Annotated in this window: 19 protein-coding genes and 2 tRNA genes; 16 read left to right on the top strand and 5 right to left on the bottom strand. The window is 38.5% G+C overall.

Annotation, left to right across the window (positions count from 1 at the left end):
* On the bottom strand, positions 1-444 hold the full coding sequence (locus tag NU887_RS13960) for a sterol desaturase family protein (RefSeq protein WP_420839768.1): 444 nt from the start codon (positions 442-444) through the stop codon (positions 1-3).
* A gap of 39 nt (positions 445-483) precedes the next feature.
* Positions 484-1176 carry a carotenoid biosynthesis protein gene (locus tag NU887_RS13955; RefSeq protein ID WP_258423997.1) on the bottom strand — a complete coding sequence of 231 codons (693 nt, stop codon included), beginning with the start codon at positions 1174-1176 and terminating at the stop codon, positions 484-486.
* 101 nt (positions 1177-1277) lie between these two features.
* Here NU887_RS13955 and NU887_RS13950 point away from each other — a divergent pair, with 101 nt between their 5' ends.
* Genes NU887_RS13950 through NU887_RS13940 form a run of 3 tightly spaced genes read left to right on the top strand, consistent with a single transcriptional unit; the run spans position 1278 to position 2652 of the window.
* A complete protein-coding gene (locus tag NU887_RS13950) occupies positions 1278-1583 on the top strand; it encodes a DUF4286 family protein (protein WP_258423996.1) in 306 nt (101 codons plus the stop codon).
* Positions 1584-1585: 2 nt separating this feature from the next.
* Positions 1586-2050, top strand: a complete 465-nt coding sequence (locus NU887_RS13945) for a TspO/MBR family protein (protein ID WP_258423995.1) — start codon at positions 1586-1588, stop codon at positions 2048-2050.
* 5 nt (positions 2051-2055) lie between these two features.
* Positions 2056-2652 (top strand): DNA-3-methyladenine glycosylase I, encoded by a 597-nt coding sequence (locus NU887_RS13940; protein ID WP_258423994.1) that lies wholly within the window; start codon positions 2056-2058, stop codon positions 2650-2652.
* A gap of 92 nt (positions 2653-2744) precedes the next feature.
* Here the strand turns inward: NU887_RS13940 and NU887_RS13935 are convergent, their stop codons facing one another.
* On the bottom strand, positions 2745-3488 hold the full coding sequence (locus tag NU887_RS13935) for a hypothetical protein (RefSeq protein ID WP_258423993.1): 744 nt from the start codon (positions 3486-3488) through the stop codon (positions 2745-2747).
* 51 nt (positions 3489-3539) lie between these two features.
* On the opposite strand from NU887_RS13935, the gene NU887_RS13930 reads away from it, so the two are divergent.
* Positions 3540-3857: a Rieske (2Fe-2S) protein gene (locus NU887_RS13930; protein WP_258423992.1), complete on the top strand. Its 318-nt coding sequence runs from the start codon at positions 3540-3542 to the stop codon at positions 3855-3857.
* A 9-nt stretch (positions 3858-3866) separates the two neighbouring features.
* Here the strand turns inward: NU887_RS13930 and NU887_RS13925 are convergent, their stop codons facing one another.
* Complete coding sequence (locus tag NU887_RS13925) at positions 3867-4202, bottom strand: tRNA-binding protein (RefSeq protein WP_258423991.1); 336 nt, start codon at positions 4200-4202, stop codon at positions 3867-3869.
* Positions 4203-4312: 110 nt separating this feature from the next.
* Between NU887_RS13925 and NU887_RS13920 the strand changes: the two genes are divergently transcribed.
* The gene (locus NU887_RS13920) at positions 4313-4657 is read left to right on the top strand and encodes a hypothetical protein (protein ID WP_258423990.1); all 345 of its coding nucleotides are present in this window, start codon (positions 4313-4315) and stop codon (positions 4655-4657) included.
* Positions 4658-4718: 61 nt separating this feature from the next.
* Here the strand turns inward: NU887_RS13920 and NU887_RS13915 are convergent, their stop codons facing one another.
* The gene (locus tag NU887_RS13915) at positions 4719-5258 is read right to left on the bottom strand and encodes an RNA methyltransferase (RefSeq protein ID WP_258423989.1); all 540 of its coding nucleotides are present in this window, start codon (positions 5256-5258) and stop codon (positions 4719-4721) included.
* Between the two features lie 85 nt (positions 5259-5343).
* Here NU887_RS13915 and mutS point away from each other — a divergent pair, with 85 nt between their 5' ends.
* The 11 genes from mutS (at position 5344) to NU887_RS13860 (ending at position 18123) form a co-directional block, all read left to right on the top strand.
* Positions 5344-7956 carry a DNA mismatch repair protein MutS gene (gene mutS / locus NU887_RS13910; protein ID WP_258423988.1) on the top strand — a complete coding sequence of 871 codons (2613 nt, stop codon included), beginning with the start codon at positions 5344-5346 and terminating at the stop codon, positions 7954-7956.
* Between the two features lie 65 nt (positions 7957-8021).
* Positions 8022-8822, top strand: a complete 801-nt coding sequence (locus NU887_RS13905; protein ID WP_258423987.1) for a response regulator transcription factor — start codon at positions 8022-8024, stop codon at positions 8820-8822.
* Positions 8823-8969: 147 nt separating this feature from the next.
* Positions 8970-9042: transfer RNA gene (locus tag NU887_RS13900), tRNA-Gly, on the top strand.
* A 69-nt stretch (positions 9043-9111) separates the two neighbouring features.
* Positions 9112-9195, top strand: a tRNA-Leu gene (locus NU887_RS13895).
* Between the two features lie 139 nt (positions 9196-9334).
* The gene (locus tag NU887_RS13890; RefSeq protein WP_258423986.1) at positions 9335-10039 is read left to right on the top strand and encodes an XRE family transcriptional regulator; all 705 of its coding nucleotides are present in this window, start codon (positions 9335-9337) and stop codon (positions 10037-10039) included.
* Positions 10040-10226: 187 nt separating this feature from the next.
* Positions 10227-10712 carry a methylated-DNA--[protein]-cysteine S-methyltransferase gene (locus tag NU887_RS13885; RefSeq protein WP_258423985.1) on the top strand — a complete coding sequence of 162 codons (486 nt, stop codon included), beginning with the start codon at positions 10227-10229 and terminating at the stop codon, positions 10710-10712.
* Positions 10713-10860: 148 nt separating this feature from the next.
* A complete protein-coding gene (locus tag NU887_RS13880) occupies positions 10861-11316 on the top strand; it encodes a GNAT family N-acetyltransferase (RefSeq protein WP_258423984.1) in 456 nt (151 codons plus the stop codon).
* Positions 11316-11753: a GNAT family N-acetyltransferase gene (locus tag NU887_RS13875; protein ID WP_258423983.1), complete on the top strand. Its 438-nt coding sequence runs from the start codon at positions 11316-11318 to the stop codon at positions 11751-11753. Before NU887_RS13880 ends, NU887_RS13875 begins: the two co-directional genes overlap by 1 nt.
* Before the next feature lie 208 nt (positions 11754-11961).
* Positions 11962-12591 carry a 7-carboxy-7-deazaguanine synthase QueE gene (locus NU887_RS13870; protein WP_258423982.1) on the top strand — a complete coding sequence of 210 codons (630 nt, stop codon included), beginning with the start codon at positions 11962-11964 and terminating at the stop codon, positions 12589-12591.
* A gap of 3 nt (positions 12592-12594) precedes the next feature.
* A complete protein-coding gene (locus NU887_RS13865; RefSeq protein WP_258423981.1) occupies positions 12595-14514 on the top strand; it encodes an OmpA family protein in 1920 nt (639 codons plus the stop codon).
* Positions 14515-15060: 546 nt separating this feature from the next.
* A complete protein-coding gene (locus NU887_RS13860) occupies positions 15061-18123 on the top strand; it encodes a SusC/RagA family TonB-linked outer membrane protein (RefSeq protein WP_258423980.1) in 3063 nt (1020 codons plus the stop codon).
* The last annotated feature ends 2 nt before the right edge of the window (positions 18124-18125 follow it).

Raw genomic sequence — 18125 nt, 5'->3', positions numbered from 1 at the left:
TTAGCGTTTAAAGTATTTTTTGGGTACTATAAATAAGCCGAATGAAACAGCATCATTTTTTTTATTGGTGGCATGATGTGCCTGATGTGCACGGAATATTCCAAGCAAAAAGCTGTTTTTTGGTCTTTCAAACCATTTTACTCTTCTATGGACAAGGACGTCATGAATGATAAAATACAACACACCATATAAACTGATTCCAACTCCTATCCAGAACCGGTAATCCAATCCATCCACTCCAATAAAGATCAGAAGGATCGCAATGCTCCCAAATAGTAATGAAAATAGGTCATTGAGCTCAAAGAATGATTTTGAAGGCTCATGGTGCGTTTTATGGATGTTCCAAAGTGGACCATGCATGATATATTTATGGATAAACCATCCTGAAAATTCCATTATAGCAAACCCGATCAATATAAATAATACAGCGTACATCAGTGTCATAACTCAAAGTAGATAAGAATGTTTATCGGCGATTTTTTTTTAACCTACAAAGGTCAATATGGCAAAAAACATCACCAAATTGATCAATAAATAGGAGGAAATTTTGTTTTCTTTGAGAAAATCAGATTTTCTATAAAGAAGCTGGATAATAAATGAAACCCCTAGCCAACCAAGATAATTGGACAATGGAATGATATTTCCTTCCCAAGACCAAAAATCCAGTTTGATCGCCACAGGTTCAATGAAGAAATCTATGGCCACCATCACAAGGGCAGCCAAGCATGCAGCCAGCCAATCATTTTTTATATTACTTGAAAATAAATTTCCTGTCAGATAAACAAGAAGCAGCCAGTTTACGCCAATGACTAAAGGCACTTCAAAAAGCTTAAATCCCAGGGTTTGACCATATTCATAATTCCCAAAAGGGAAACCGGTATGGATTCCCATTACTTCAGACCCATAGCCCAAGACCATAGCCAAAACTGCAAATAGTCCAAAAGATTTATTCCAACCGGAATGAAACAGGAGTAAGATGACAAGACTCAAAATCAAAGTAAATGGAGTCATCATTTGAAAATAGGATCTTACCATAGGAATAGACAATCCAATTATTCCTGAGATGTAAAAGGCGGAAATTATTCCTTTAAAAAGAGTGATTTTATTGTTTTGGATTTTTTTAATGGCCTCAATCACGGTTGGGTTTTCTGTTTTGTTGAGAAGGCTAGGGGACATAGTACCGAAATGATTTTGGATTATTCACGGGTGATTAACAACATGAACTTATATTTGTTGGTAAATGAATGATACAAAATTAAAGATAAATGTAAATAATTATGATCTTATACAATGTAACCGTCAATATAGAAAAAGAATCTGAGGCAGAATGGGTAGCTTGGATGAAAGAAACGCATATTCCGGACGTATTGGCCACAGGGATGTTTTTGGAAAACAGATTTTATAAAATCCTGCATGACAATGAGGATGGATCAACCAATTATTCTGTGCAATATTTCGCAGACTGTATGGAAAAAATACTGGAATACCAGATGACATTTGCGTCCAAACTTCAAGAGGATGTAAACGAGAAATTTAAAGATCGCTTTGTGGTATTCAGAACTTTGCTCGAAACAGTAGATTAGCTATGAACAATACTCTCAAATTGATTATTTCGATTGTTTTGCCTCAGGTTGCGGGAGGATTAGGTGCTTTGGTTACCATTTCTTCTGTTGGCAGTTGGTATCAGACGATCAACAAACCTTCCTTTACACCACCATCTTGGCTGTTTGGACCTGCGTGGACCACACTTTATTTGTTGATGGGAATTGCCATGTTTTTGATTTGGAAATCTGATCATTCCTTAAAGAAAACCGCACTTTGGCTTTTTGGGATCCAACTCTTTCTCAATGGAATCTGGTCTCCGGCTTTTTTCGGCTTGGAATCACCTATTTTGGGATTGGTGGTTATTGTACCACTTTGGGTGATGATTCTGGTCTGTATCAAGGTTTTCTTTCCGATCAATAAAGTTGCAGCCTATCTGATGATTCCTTACCTGATGTGGGTGAGTTTTGCGACAGCGCTAAACGCATCAATTTGGTATTTAAATTAAAAGCTATGCCTATAGAACAAGAAGCAAGAAAATTTCGCTGTCCATGGTGTCTTGGTTTTGAAGACTATGTGAAGTACCATGATGAGGAATGGGGAGTACCGGTTTTTGATGATCAAAAGCAATTCGAATTTTTGGTATTGGAAAGCGCACAGGCAGGATTGAGTTGGTCTACTATTTTGAAAAAGAGAGAGGGGTACAGAAAAGCTTTTGCTGAATTCGATTATAAAATAGTGGCAGATTTGCCCGATGGATATGTCCAGGAATTATTATTAGATACGGGCATCATTAGAAATGAGATGAAAATCCGTGCTGCCATCAACAATGCCAGAAGGTTTATGGAAATTCAGGCTTCCCACGGCAGTTTCAGAAATTATATTTGGGATTTTGTCAACGGGAAGCCAGTCCAAAACCAACTGAAATCTTTGTCCCAAGTGCCGGCCACAACTGTTGTTTCAGATAAACTTTCCAAAGATATGAAATCAAAAGGGTTCAAATTTTTGGGAAGCACCACATTATATGCTCATATGCAAGCCACAGGCTTGGTCAACGACCATTTGATAGACTGCTTTCGGTATGAGGAAGTCAAGGCTTTAGGAAAATAAAAAAGCCAAGCACAGGAAATATGCATGTGCTTGGCTTTTTCACTTTTCAAATTGAATTTGATTTCAGATAGAATTTTTTCAGTTTGGCTGTTTTACTTAATTGGAGTATATGCTTTACTGTAAGCAGACCAGATTTCATAGATAGGGTTTCCTGTTGAACTCATGCCACTGTGATGCCATTCGCCATCAATTACCTCATATTTAAATTCTAGACTTGCGCCGACCCGGCTGTCATCTCTTGAAAAAAACTCAATTTTTTCAATGTAGGTACCATTCTCAGCTGTATATGTTCCCCCTCCTGTCCCCATAAATTCTTTGGTTTCGGAGTTAAAAGCTACCCATTGGAATCTGCCTCCGCTGAGGATTTTGATAGTTCTCCTTGCGCCGGGAGTACTTCTTGATATTTCATTGTCCCTTTTTCTTCCCGTGATGACCCAATTATTGGTGAGGTCATCTTTTGAATCACTTATCTTTTCCCAGATTTCAACCAAGGCTTTCCCTTCCATTTCAGTAGAAATAACCATTTTCCCATCCACCATGTCTAAACTGAAATCAGTTCTTTGGCCTACGATTTCCGGTTTCATTGTGAAAAAATCCAGCATTTCTTGGTAAAGATTGTCTTTGAGACGGAATTGGCCCCCACCGGCACTCACAAATTTATTGGTAGCGACTTCCTTTGCACCAAAAGAAAAGTAGCCATCTTGGTAAATTTTGATGTATTCAGTATCCATCATGGCCTTGCCATTTTGATGGGTCATTTTCCAAGCTCCTTCCAGGTTTTGTGCGAAAATTAACCCGGATAAAAATAGGAGGGGTAGCAAGATCATTTTTTTCATGATGTGATTGTATTAGGTTTAGACTTCCAAATTAGTATTTTTAACTTGCTTATGAAAACATTTATCCTAGGGCAAAGTAAAGAACAAGTACTTCAAATGATTCCTGAAAAGGGAATCAAATTGGTCCAATTGGGAGGTGAAAAAATTTGTGTGACAAGGAATGGTGAGGCTTTATTCGCATTTGAACCTTTTTGCCCCCACCGGATGGCTTCTTTGCTCCAAGGGACTATTGTAAGAAATGAAATTGTTTGCCCTCTGCATCAATATAGGTTTGATCTTCAGACAGGAGCTGTGCTTTCCGGTCAATGTCCTGATTTGAAAGTGTATAAGGTCGGATTAACTGACAGGGGACTTGAAATATGGATTTAAATTTTTTACTTAATATAATTTTGATCCGTTAGGGACATTTTTGTCTACAGATGCCAAAACAATCTGCCCGCTTCCATCATCAAATCCTGTTACCAATACCTCAGACATGAAATCTGCGATTTGTTTTGGAGGGAAGTTACATACACAAAGTACCTGTCTACCCAAAAGGTCTTCAGGCTTGTAATGGAATGTGATTTGAGCAGATGACTTCTTGATGCCTAGAGTTCCCAAATCTACCCAAATTTTGTAAGCAGGTTTCTTCGTTTTTGCAAATACCTCCGCTCTGATAATTGTACCTATTCGAAGGTCAATTCTTTGAAATTCGGTGAAGTCAATCGTTTGCATTGAATAAGATTTTTTCTATATTTGGAAACTTTCTTCTACTGAAGGGAGTTCTAAATCTACTCAAACCTCCATCATAAATGTTGCAAGTATCAAAAATTTCTTCAATGGGAATGAAAAAGCTTCAACTCACCTTATTTCTAGGAGTATTTGTGGGCTTTATTTCTTTTGCACAATCTGAAAGAGAAAGAAATTTTCCTGATTTGCCTAGGAACAACAATGAGTCAAGTACTCAATATGAAAGTTCTGAATCTTCCACTTTAGAACCGAGACAAGAAAATGCCCAGCGAAATAGTGCTAGCGCTATAAAAGAAAATAAGCCTGCTGCATCAACTACTCTGAAAAAGGAAAACCCATTATTCAAACAGGGCGGTGAGAAGGATGCTAAAAAGGAAGAGATTTCTACACTGTCATTTAACCTATTCCTTTACATTGTAGACAGATTCAAAGAAGATTAATGCAAATTTCAATATAAATGAAATAAAAAAGAGACTTTGTCAGTCTCTTTTTTTTTTGTCCTCATTTTTTTAATATTTTCATTTTTACAACAAAATCCCAAATGGAAATCCCCATTGTGACTGAGATATTGAGGGAATGTTTTGTTCCAAGCTGGGGGATTTCTATGACATGATCGGATAATTCAATGATTTCATCCTCTATGCCAAAAACCTCGTTCCCAAAGACAAAGGCATATTTTGAATCGGGATTGGGTTGAAATTCATGAAGCATGATACTTTGGTCTACCTGTTCCAGTGAACAAATAATGTAACCATTCTCCCTTAATTTTTGAATCGTGTTTTTTGTCGAATCAGAATATTCCCAATCTACCGATTCTGTTGCCCCAAGAGCGGTCTTTTGGATTTCTTTGTGGGGAGGTGTTCCGGTAATGCCGCTTAGGTATATTTTTTCCACGAGAAAAGCGTCGGCTGTTCTAAATGCAGACCCAACATTATTAAGGCTCCTCACATTATCCAATACGACTACAATCGGAGATTTTCCCACCCCTTTAAACTCCTCAACCGACAGGCGGTTGAGTTCTTCCATGTTTAATTTTCTCATGCGGTTTTGTTTCCCTTTTGATATCTTTTAATTTCAGCTTTTATTAATTTTCAAAAGTAACATAAAGAATCAAATCAGGGACTATATGGCCAAGGAGAGGGATAATGAAGTGAAAGAAACCCCTTTGATGAAACAATACAATGCCATCAAGGCGAAGCATCCCGGTGCTTTACTTCTTTTTAGAGTAGGGGATTTTTATGAAACTTTCGGGGAAGACGCCATCAAAGCAAGCAAGGTATTGGATATAGTTTTGACAAAAAGGGCAAACGGTGCAGCTTCACATATTGAATTGGCAGGTTTTCCGCACCATTCGCTCGACACCTATCTGCCCAAATTGGTCAGAGCAGGCAATAGAGTTGCAATCTGCGACCAGCTCGAAGATCCTAAAGACGTCAAAGGAATTGTCAAAAGAGGAGTGACCGAACTTGTTACTCCCGGGCTTTCTTTCAATGACAATGTTCTTGACAAAAGGAAAAACAATTACCTGGCTTCTGTTTATTTTGGAAAAGAAACCTTGGGGATATCTTTTTTGGACCTTTCCACAGGAGAGTTCATGTGCTCGGAAGGTTCGCAATCCTATATCGAAAAGCTTTTGCAAAGCTTTAGCCCATCTGAGGTGATTTATTCCAAAGCGGCAAGGGCAAAAGCCCAAGAAATCCTCAAAGACCAGTTTACAACCTTTCACTGTGAAGATTGGGTTTTTCAGTTGGATTATACCTATGATAAGCTGACAGAGCATTTTGGTACAGCCAATCTAAAGGGTTTTGGGATTGAAACGCTAGAGCATGGAATCATCTCGGCTGGTGCAATATTGTATTACCTAGAGGAGACAGAACACAAAGAGGTCAAACATATCTCTTCTATCTCGAGGATTGCCGAGGAAAAATATGTGTGGTTGGATAAGTTTACCATCCGCAACTTAGAGCTGGTCTACTCCCAACAGGATGGTGGTGTTCCGCTGATCAATATCCTAGACCAGACCATTACCCCAATGGGGTCACGGATGATGAAAAAATGGATGGTCTTGCCTCTTAAGGAAAAAGAGCCTATAGAAGAAAGACTGAAAGTGGTGGATTACTTTTTTGAATCCCCTGACTTGTCCGAGGGGATTTTAGGCCATCTGAAGCATATTGGAGATTTGGAAAGGCTCATTTCAAAAGTTGCCGTAGGGAGGATCAATCCCAGGGAAATGAATCAGTTGAAAAGAGCTTTGAAAAATACCCTGCCTATCAAAGAGATCCTGAAGGAATCCAAAAACAGTTCACTCAAAAAACTTTCAGATCAGATCAGTTCCTGTGAGTTTTTATTGGATAAAATTGAAAGGGAACTTCAGGAAGATGCACCAATGCTGATACATCAGGGCGGAATCATCAAGTCGGGTGTGGATGATGAGTTGGATGAATACAGGAATCTAGCCAATACCGGTAAAGATTATCTGGTGGCGCTTCAGCAAAGGGAAACCCAAAGGACAGGAATCTCTTCACTCAAAGTGGCTTTTAATAAGGTATTCGGATATTACTTAGAGGTTACCAACGCCCACAAAGACAAGGTTCCCCAAGAGTGGATCAGAAAGCAAACTTTGGTCAACGCCGAAAGATATATTACACCAGAACTGAAAGAATATGAAGAGAAAATATTGAATGCTGAAGACCGGATGTTGGCTATTGAGCAAAAGTATTTTCTGGCCCTTGTACTCGACGCTTCAGAATATGTCTCTCAGATCCAACAAAATGCAAGGATTCTTGCCACAGTAGACTGCTTGCTTTCATTCTCTGTTGTAGCCAAAAAAAACAATTATTGCAGACCCAAAATCGCAGAAACAGATTCGCTCGAAATCAAAGACGGAAGACATCCCGTAATAGAAAGGCAACTTCCTATAGGAGAAGAGTATGTCCCCAATGACATTTACCTAGACAATGAAAGCCAACAGATCATCATCATTACAGGTCCGAATATGGCAGGTAAATCCGCCTTACTCCGGCAGACAGCATTGATCGTATTGATGGCCCAGATGGGAAGCTTCGTTCCTGCATCCTATTCAAGGATAGGGATTATAGACAAAGTGTTTACCAGAGTAGGTGCTTCTGATAATTTGTCTAAGGGAGAATCAACTTTTATGGTTGAAATGACCGAAACGGCAAGTATTTTGAATAACCTATCCGATAGAAGTCTCGTATTGATGGATGAAATAGGCCGTGGGACTTCCACATATGATGGGATTTCCATAGCATGGTCGATCGTAGAGTTTTTGCATAATCACCCAAAGTTCCGTGCAAAAACCCTTTTCGCTACCCATTATCATGAATTGAATCAGTTGGCGGAGGACTTTCCAAAAATCAAAAACTTCAATGTGTCCGTCAAGGAAGTCGGAAACAAAGTCATCTTTATGCGCAAATTAAAGGAAGGTGGGAGCGAACATAGCTTTGGAATACACGTCGCCCAAATGGCAGGGATGCCAAATCCTATTGTTTTGAGAGCTTCTGAAATCATGGGACATTTGGAAAAGGACAAAGAGATGAATGCACCCAAGGATAGGATCAAAGACATGCCAAAAAGCAATTATCAATTGAGTCTATTCGACGCAGATCCCAAATTCAAAGAGGCTCAGGAAATGCTTTCGGCAATAGATATCAATACGATATCTCCTATAGAGGCTTTGATCAAACTGAATGAAATCAAGAAAAAATTAGGAAATTGAAACTTAATCGGAATTTTGTAAATTAAAGGTAAAATTTTAAACTGATAGCTTTTGCGTTTGGGTCTATGGATGTTTCATTGTTGGATGAATTAAGAAATCAGAATAAATTATCGGAATTTTTTTCCTATAAAAATGACAGAGAGTTTATTCCTCACCCCGATGAGAAAGAGTTGCTGAAAGATCTTGAAAAGATAAGCCTCAGTCTCGGAATGAAAGAGGGGATTATAATCGGTTGTTTTGACTACCGAGATATGAGTTTGCCTTTTTTCACAGAAAATATAGAACAAATCAGTGGGCATTCTGCTGATTTTTTGAGAGCTAATGGCCTTGCTGGAGTGATTTCTGCATTGCATCCGGGAGACGCAAAGGAACATGTAGCCTTCAATAACAGATTTTTGGAGGCATTTCAGAAGGCCAGTATCGTTGAGAAAAAGACTTTTGAATTGTCCTATACCCTCCGTTGGTTACATAAAATCACCAAAAAAGAAATCTGGTTTTTTACAAAAGCGAAACCTTACCTGATAGATATAAACGGAAACTTTATTTTTGACCTTCACATTGGGCTTCATATTACCAACAATGAACATTTGATTGGCTATGATTGGAGCTATTCTTATATCAAAGAAAACGGTGAAAAAGTAACCCATGAAAAAGCCAAAACTCCAAGCCCTGACCTTCTTCTTTCAAAAAAAGAAAAAGAAGTTTCTCTTTTATTATTGGAAGGATTGAATTCGCAAGAAATTGCAGACAGGATGTTTATTTCAAAAAATACAGTCTTTACCCACCGGAAAAAAATATTGAAAAAACTTGGTGCAAAGAATTCCAATGATTTAATGAAAATTCTTATCTCCAATAAAATTAAATAAATGCCTGATTATCAATTTTTGAGGTATGGGATGACAATGAAAATGAAATTTTTTAACGTACAGCTTTTGCTATTTTAGAAAACTGCTTTACATTTGCACTCACAAAAGACAAAGGCGTAAGGTTTTTGGTCGGTCAAGTAAGATAATGCGAGAGTAGCTCAGTTGGTAGAGCACGACCTTGCCAAGGTCGGGGTCGCGAGTTCGAATCTCGTCTCTCGCTCAAAAAGGCCCTTGTAGAAGGGCTTTGTTGTTTTCAGGAATTTCAAAATCTCTAATAAAGTTAGAGAATGCCGGGATGGTGGAACAGGTAGACACGCAAGACTTAAAATCTTGTGAGAGCAATCTCGTGCGGGTTCGATTCCCGCTCCTGGTACAGGCCCTGCCTTTTGGCAGGGCTTTTTTTGTTTTATACCAAATTGTTTAAATTATCATCTTTTTATTGACAACAATTTCAACAATACTATTAATTTTGGATTCAATCACGCGGAATTGTTTAAGATAAATCCTCCAAAATGTATTTGAGTGCCAACATAAAAATCTTGAGAAAAAGAAAATCCATCACCCAAGAGACGATGGCATCTTCTATTGGTATCAGCAGGTCCAAGCTTGCGGGATATGAGTTAAACATCAACCCTCCTTTGGAAACTTTGCTGCAAATTGCTGATTACCTTGGAGTTTCTGTTGATTTGCTTCTTAAGAAAAATCTCGAGGAACTTTCAGAATTCAAATTGAGGGAATTATTGGATACTGACCGTTTTTTAAAAGGTAAAAATCTTAGGATATTGGCTACAACTGTTGATGCTGAAGGGAAAGAATTGATAGAAGTAGTATCCCAAAAAGTAAAGGCGAGCTATCTCGCTGGATTTTCGGATCCTGAATTTATCGGTGATCTTCCTAGGTTTTCACTTCCGTTTTTGTCTCAGGATAAAAAATACAGGGTATTTCAGATTGATGGAGATTCAATGCTTCCAATTCCTGATGGAGCTTGGATAGTGTGTGAATATGTAGATGATTGGACCCGGATCAAAGACGGTGAAAAATATGTTATTTTGACAGATTCAGACGGCATCACTTTTAAAATCGTTTATAACAAAGTAAAGGAAAATGAAAAACTGTTACTTTGTTCTTCTAACCCCATTTTCAAACCTTTTGAGGTGGACCTCAGATCCATCAGGGAGGTTTGGAGGTTCCGGCTTATGATTGTGGACAAGGCATGATTTGGGATTTTGAGGCGTTTTTTTGCTTGATTACAAACTTCAAATGCCTAAGATTAATTCTACAATTTCAATTCTTTTTTAAATAAATTAGGGTTTTGTAAGACAAAATGGTTTTTAAATCGTTGTAAGTTTAAATTGTGGGAATGTTTATTGACTAGTGGACACAAACCTTTAAAGATCAGTAAATATGAGAGAATATGCGGTATTGGAGACTCCTCTTGGGAATGTAAGGGCAGAAGTTTGGGACGGATATCTCGTCAGTCTTAAATTTACTGAAGAAGATCCCACAAATGATTCTTTTGATGGGATATTGATGGATATTTGGATACAACTTGGGTTATACTTCCAAGGCAAACTCAAAACGTTCGATGTTCCCGTTGCTTTGGGAGGTACTGATTTCCAACATAAAGTATGGATGGAAGTAAACAAAATCCCATTTGGGCAAACAGTTTCTTATCAAAAGATTGCAATTAACCTTGGAAACCCCCAAGCAGTAAGGGCTGTAGGAACGGCTGTTGGTGCAAATCCTATTTTGATCATGTTGCCTTGCCACAGAATAGTTGGGCAATACGGGCAGTTAACAGGATATGCAGGCGGGATTTGGAGAAAATCCAAGTTGCTTGAGCTCGAGCAAAAAGACAAAATCGGAAAACAGGTTCAGCTTAATTTTTAGATTGGGAACAAAACGCTATCATTTATTTTATTTTGAAAATAGTGAATCTTAATAGCCTGATTGGGAAACCTATCAGGCTTTTCTTATTTTTATCCCGATTTAATTGAAAATTAGCTTTTTTCTCCTCCCTAGTCTATTTTAAAAATTTATGGTCCAAATCATTGATTATTCTCCTGACCTTCAGCCTCATTTTGAAAAAATCAATAAGGAATGGGTTGAAAAATATTTTTCCCTTGAACCATTTGATATTGAACAGCTTCTAAATCCTCAAGAAGTGATCTTGAATAAAGGCGGAGTGATCCTATTCGCAAAGGAAGGAGAGGAAATTATCGGAACTGTAGGTTTGTCAAAATCAGACGAGGGAATTTTTGAAATGGTGAAAATGGCCGTCATACCCAAAGCTCAAGGCAAAAAAGTAGGACAACTTCTTGCTTCCTCTATTTTAGAAAAAGCAAGGTCGATGGGCGCTAGAAAAGTGGTTCTCTACTCTAATTCCAAATTAGAGACGGCCTTGAATATTTACCGGAAGTTTGGATTCAGGGACATCACCCCCGAATGCGGAAAGTATGGAAGATGTGATGTCAAAATGGAAATAGATTTGTAATGGAAATAAATATCAGGAAAGGGACCATTGAGGAGGTAATAGCCCTCAGTAAGAAAGTGCCTGAATTTTTTCAGCCTTATACCGAAAAAACCTATGAAGAGAGGCTTTCAGATGTCCCTCATTTGATTTTGATTGCAACTGCTGGTAACAAACCTGTTGGATTTAAAGTAGGATACCGCCGGTATGGACATGATATATTTTACTCTTGGATGGGAGGAGTTTTGGATGAATACAGGAGAAAGGGCATCGCAACAAAATTAGCCGAAAGCCAAGAGGTTTGGGCAAAAACCAATGGATTTGTCAAAGTGACTTTCAAAACCAGAAACAGGCTTTCAAAAATGATCCATTTTGGACTCAATCGGGGATTTATGATTGTGGATTTGATCAAAAAAGGAGAGGTCAAAGACTACAGGATTGTGATGGAAAAAGTACTTTGAGTGAATAGACATTAGACGCTTCTAACCTTCCAACCTTCCAACCTTCGAACCTTCCAATCCAATTTTATAATCTTCCAATCTTCTAACCTTTCAATTTTCCAATCCCCCCTTCTGTCAATTTTTAGCATTCTACCTTTTTTACCCTACATTTGCAGACTTAAAATCAATTATTTACCCAGCGGTTCAATTACCCGCTTTATCAAAAATTATGAAAAATTCCAAAATAGAAGTATCGGAAGGAACAGCACTTCCTGTGATGGAAGCATTTTACACGATTCAGGGCGAAGGCACCTTTTCAGGTAGCCCATCCTACTTTATAAGGCTAGGAGGTTGTGATGTTGGATGTGTTTGGTGTGATGTCAAGGATTCCTGGGATGCAGCTAAATGGCCGCTTTGGTCCGTTGATTCCATCGTTTCTGAAGCAATGAAGTTTCCTTCACGGACTGTAGTGATTACCGGCGGTGAGCCTTTGATGTATAATTTATATCCATTGACTTATGCACTTAAAGAAAATGGATTTAGGATACATATAGAAACCTCAGGTGCCCATCCTTTTTCTGGGATTTTTGATTGGGTGTGTTTTTCTCCAAAAAAATTTAAAAAACCGCACCCAAGTATTTATGAAAAAGCGGATGAACTGAAAGTTATCGCCTATCATAATTCGGATTTTGCGTTTGCAGAAGAACATGCTTCCAAGGTAAAACCTAGCTGCCAAAAGCTTCTTCAGCCTGAGTGGAGCAAAAAAGAAAATATGACCGAAAAAGTGATTGATTACGTAAAATCAAATCCAAATTGGAAAATATCGCTACAAACACATAAATTTATGGATATCCCTTAGCCCATGAAGATAAGCCTGCTTAGTATAATCCTGTTTTTTTTCATCTCTTTCTCATTCGGTCAGGGCTATTCTATCATTGACAACAAGGCAATCAAAATGCATCAGGAGGGTGATGAATTGGTTCAAAAGCGGATGTATGATGAGGCAATTGAAAAATACAGAGCGTCCATTGAAAGGGAAGCGGGTTTTTTGGAATCATACATCAAATGGGGAAGAATCCTTTTGACCAAAGGGAAACCCCAAGAAGCGATTAAAGTCGCTGAAAGGGGAGAGGCTAGAGCAAAGCAGGCAAAAAACCAAATCAAAGGAGAATTCAAATGGCTCAAGGTGCATTGCTATTTGGCCATGGGCATGTTCGAGGAATCCCTTTTGGAATATAATGATGCGAATCCATTGTTAGAGCCCAGCTTCAAGCAACGCATTGATTATAGGGAGACTGAAAGTCAAATGAAATTTATCAGCCTGCAGCTTGAAAAGGCACTTTCTATTGAAAAGGAAAAATTGGACGAGCCCTTAAATGGATTTTCCCTCCAATATTTTCCTGTCCTTACAGCAGATAGCAAGAAAATTATTTTTGTAAAAAGAGACGGACTTAAAAATTTTGAACATGAGGATTTGTTTACCAGCAACTTTTCGGAGGAAGACCAACTATGGTCCCAGCCTGCAAGTATTTCCAGTGTCATCAATACCAATTACAATGAAGGAACCTGCACCATTTCTGCAGATGGCAAAATCCTGATATTTTCCTCCTGCGAGACTCCGGATTCTTTTGGGGATTGTGACCTTTATATTGCTTACAAGTTAAACGATGAGTGGCAAAGGCCTTCAAATATGGGAAAGGCCGTGAATTCAAGATTTTGGGATTCTCAACCCTCTTTATCAGCTGACGGAAGGATTCTTTTTTTCTCTTCAAACAGAAGGGGAGGGTTTGGCGGAAGAGACCTTTGGTATTCGCTTAGAATGCCAAATGGGGGATGGTCAGAAGCCAAAAATCTCGGCAGTCTTGTCAATACTCCAAAAGATGAAGTTTCTCCATTCATTTACTTCAACAATGAAATTTTGTTTTTTGCTTCAGACGGACATAGAGGGTTTGGAGGGCAGGATATATTTGTATCAAGGGTTGAGAATGGAGTCTTTACAAATCCTGAGAATCTAGGTTATCCCATAAATGACCACTTAGATCAGTTTTCCCTTTTTATTACCGCCCAGAGGGATTATGCTTACTATACCGAAAACACTTTCAATGAGACTATGGAGGAAAGGTCTTACCTCTACAAATTTAGATTTCCTGAAGAAATTTCATTAGGAGAAAATCTTATTGTTACCCAAGGAAAAGTGTTTAACAGTAAGACCGGAGATCCGGTAGATGCCAGACTTTCCCTCGTAAGCCTGAGCAACGACAGTACACTTTACGAATTCCGCTCTGATGGAAAAACCGGGGAATTTATGATGCTTTATCCGGATAAATCCTTTTCTGGACTTTATGTGGAAAAAGAGGGATACCTTCCAAAAATTTACAATGTAGATAGAGATAACCTCAAAAATCAGAAAGACCTGATGGTCTCACTCATACCCATTGGTTCAGGGGAAGAGTTTGTTTTCGAAAATATATTTTTTGACTTGGACAAAGATGACCTAAAGCAGGAGTCAGCAAGTTCTCTCAAGAGGTTATATAACTTTTTGATGGAAAACCCCAAAGTAGCAATCACCATCATCGGCCACACAGATAATCAGGGAAATCCAATGTATAATGAGAGCCTCAGCCTTCGAAGGGCTGAAAGTGTGAAGAAATTTTTGATGGAAAAAGGAATACCTGAAATCAGGGTAGCTACAGACGGAAAGGGAGATCGGGAACCAATACAACCTAATGACACACCCGAAAACAAGGCGCTAAACCGAAGGGTTACAATTTCTATAAAGTAATTTTAATTTAATGTTAATAAATCAAATTTGATGTATAGACATTATTTTTTAGAATCGTTCAATAATTAATAAAAATTCTGATATTTTATTTGTATTTGATATAATTCTCTGATTTAGTACATTTTTCAGTATATTATATTGATTTATTTGTAATTTTTTAGAATTTAGTTTTTATTATAATAATTATATATTTTTTTTTAAAAAGTCAATTTATATTCTATTTTATTATTTTTTTCATTTTAAATATGTGTAATATTTAAGTTTAAAAATTAAGTAACAAAGACCTCTTTAATTTGTAATTCAAAAAATATTGTTAACAAAAGTTAAAAATTATTTTATTTCGTTAACACACCGTTAACAGGTTCCTTTTTTTTATATCATGCGGATTTTCTAAAAATGGGAAAATAATATGTCCCCTTTTGTCTAAATACCAAATATTCTTAAATCATTGTTCCACTGCCATATATGTAAATTTTTTAAACGATTTTGGATTATCAGAGGTTAATGGATAAAATTGGAATATCGTTAAACCAAAAAAAACAATTTATGAAGAAAGTTTTACTTCTAGGACTAATGCTTCTTTTTGTAGGTGCGGCAGCATTTGCACAAGGGCGCGTTGTGACTGGAACGGTGACATCCGGTGAGGATCGTCTTCCGCTTCCAGGTGCTTCAGTCGTGGTGAAAGGTACTACAATCGGTGCAGCTACTGATTTAGATGGTAAATTCTCACTTAATGTACCAGAGGGCAGTAATGTCTTGGTATTTAGTTTTACGGGATTCGTTGACCAAGAGGTTTCTCTTGGAAACAGATCCCAAATCGTCGTTGAATTGCAACCAGACATTGCTAGTTTGGGAGAAGTGATCGTAACAGGTTACGGTGTTCAGCAAAAAAGAGAAGTTACAGGTGCTATTTCTTCTGTGAAAGGGGAATTGATCCAAAACTTGCCAATGCAGTCATTTGACAGGGCTTTGCAAGGTAGGGCTTCAGGTGTCCAGGTAAGATCTGCCAACGGTCTTCCGGGTGGCGCGGTGAATATCCGAATCCGTGGTGTAGGATCAATCAATGCCGGTAATGAGCCTTTGTTCATTGTGGATGGTGTTCAGTTGAATAACCAATCCAATGCCAACTTTACCCAATCCAACCCACTTGCATTCTTGAACCCAAATGACATCGAGTCAATGGAGATTTTGAAAGATGCTGCTTCTGCTGCCATCTATGGATCTCAGGCTGCAAATGGTGTTGTTATCATCACAACAAAAAGAGGTAAGCAGGGTAAAGCTAGATTTGAATTCAATGCTTTTGGAGGTTCTACACAGCCAATGAAATACCTGGATGTATTAGGTGGAGCTGAATGGTATGAAATGAGAAGAGAAGCTTACCAAAACTCCGGAAATACGCTTCCAGAGGCGAATACCCTAAACAACATGGGCCGTCTACCTGCTAACTGGCAGACATTAACTCCTGCTGATTTGGAAGCTATCGGTCAAGGTCTTCCGACATATGATTGGCAGAGAGAAGTGATGGGAACAGGAAAAATCCAGAATTATGAACTTTCTGTTTCAGGTGGTGATGACAAAACCACTTTCTTCTTGTCAGGATCATATAATTATCAAGAATCATCTTTCAAGCCTGTTGACTTTGAAAGAGGTACTGTAAGGGTGGCTTTGACTCATCAGGCAAATTCAAGATTGAATCTTGAAACAAGTCTTAACCTTTCCACTTTCCAGCAAAACATTCCTTTCGCTGTTGATGGTGCTTTCTTGGGTAACCCGGCTTTCTCCGCATCTGCGGTGTTGCCTCATAACCCAATTTACAATGAAGATGGATCCTTTAATACTTCAATTGGTGGAGTTTTAGGTCAAAATATTGTTTTGGTCAATGAATATAACTCAGGTCTTCAAAGAACCAACACCGTTGTAGGTAATATTGTCGCCAATTACAAAATATTGGACAATTTGGTATTCAGATCATTATTTGGTTTGGATTACAGATTGCTTCAAGGAGAATCCTACAGGGATCCTAGAACTCCAGATGGAGCAGGTGTAGTCGGTAGAGCTTCCGAGCAGTCAGACTGGAGAACAAGATTTATCACTACCCAGACTTTGAACTGGAACAAAACCTTTGGAAATGTACATAACGTATCCGGAATCTTCGGTTTGGAATATGTATCTGAAACAAGACAGGGTCTTTCAGGTGCTGGTATCGGTTTCCCTACTTTCCAGTTTAGAACAATCCAATCGGCAGCTACTCCTGAATCTATTACTGGATTTTGGACAGGTTACAAAAGAGCGGGTGCTTTCATTTCAGGAAGCTATGATTACAAGAAAAAATACTTGGCAACTGTAACTGCTAGATATGACGGTTCTTCAAGATTTGGAGCGAACAATCAATACGGTTTGTTCCCTTCTATCAGATTAGGCTGGAATATTGTGGAAGAAAGTTTCTTGCAAAACAGTGAAGTAGTATCAGATTTGAAGTTAAGAACTTCTTATGGTAAAACAGGGAACGACCAAATCGGAAACTTTGCCGCTAGAGGTCTATATGGCGGTGGAGGAAACTACGCCGGTCAGGCAGGTATTAGACCAACATCTCTTGCAAACCTTGATCTTGGATGGGAATCAAACGTAACATTCAACCTTGGTTTGGACTACGGTTTCTTGAGCAATAGGATTACAGGTTCATTGGACGTATTCGATAGAAGGACCAAAGACTTGTTGTTAGATCAGCCGATACTTTGGACAAACGGTTTTGGAACAATTGCCAACAATGTCGGAGAATTGCAGAATAAAGGTATCGAATTTGAAGTTTCTACCATAAACGTTGACAAAGGTGGTTTCAGATGGAATACTTCTTTCAATTTCACTTATATCAAAAATCAGATTGTCAGCTTATATGATGGATTAGAATTCCTTCCAGCTAACCCAGGCCTTGCAGTAGGACAGCCCGTAGGTAACCCTGCAAATGACGGTGTTGCTGCTCCAGGATCCTTCTTCTTGGCGACTTATGCGGGTGTCAATCCTGCTACGGGCCGTCCGATGTGGTATGATATCAATGGAAACATCACTTATTTACCATTGGCTGCTGACAGACAGTACCAAGGTTCGAACTTGGCTACCACCTTCGGAGGTTTGAACAATACCTTTAGATACAAAGGATTTGAACTTATTGCATTCTTCACGTATGAATATGGTGCAGTGGTTTCTGATGGTCAGTACAATTTCTTAAGAGAAAATGGTACCCGATTGACCCTTAATGCCTTGAGAGAAGTCAATGACAGAAGATGGACTACTCCGGGACAGATCACAGACATTCCAAGAAACTTGACCACCAATGCAGGAAATGAAGTGCGAGGTGCATCAAGAGGTACAGGTTCAGCCAATTTGTTGAAAGCTGATTTTATCAGGTTGTCTCAGTTAACTTTGGCTTATGAATTTAGCCCAACTTTGGTAAGAAATCTTGGATTGACAAGAGCAAGAATTTATGCACAGGGATTGAACCTTTGGACTTATGCAGACTATCCGGGATACGATCCTGAGTTCGTAGGTGCAGGTACAGGTCAGATTCCTTTGACTAAAAACTATACCATAGGTGTTCAAATCGGATTCTAAAC

This window comes from Aquiflexum gelatinilyticum (genome assembly GCF_024741135.1).
Lineage (GTDB): Bacteria > Bacteroidota > Bacteroidia > Cytophagales > Cyclobacteriaceae > Cognataquiflexum > Cognataquiflexum gelatinilyticum.
The sequence above is the reverse complement of the archived record's forward strand: the minus strand, read 5'-3'. Positions and strand labels throughout refer to the sequence as shown.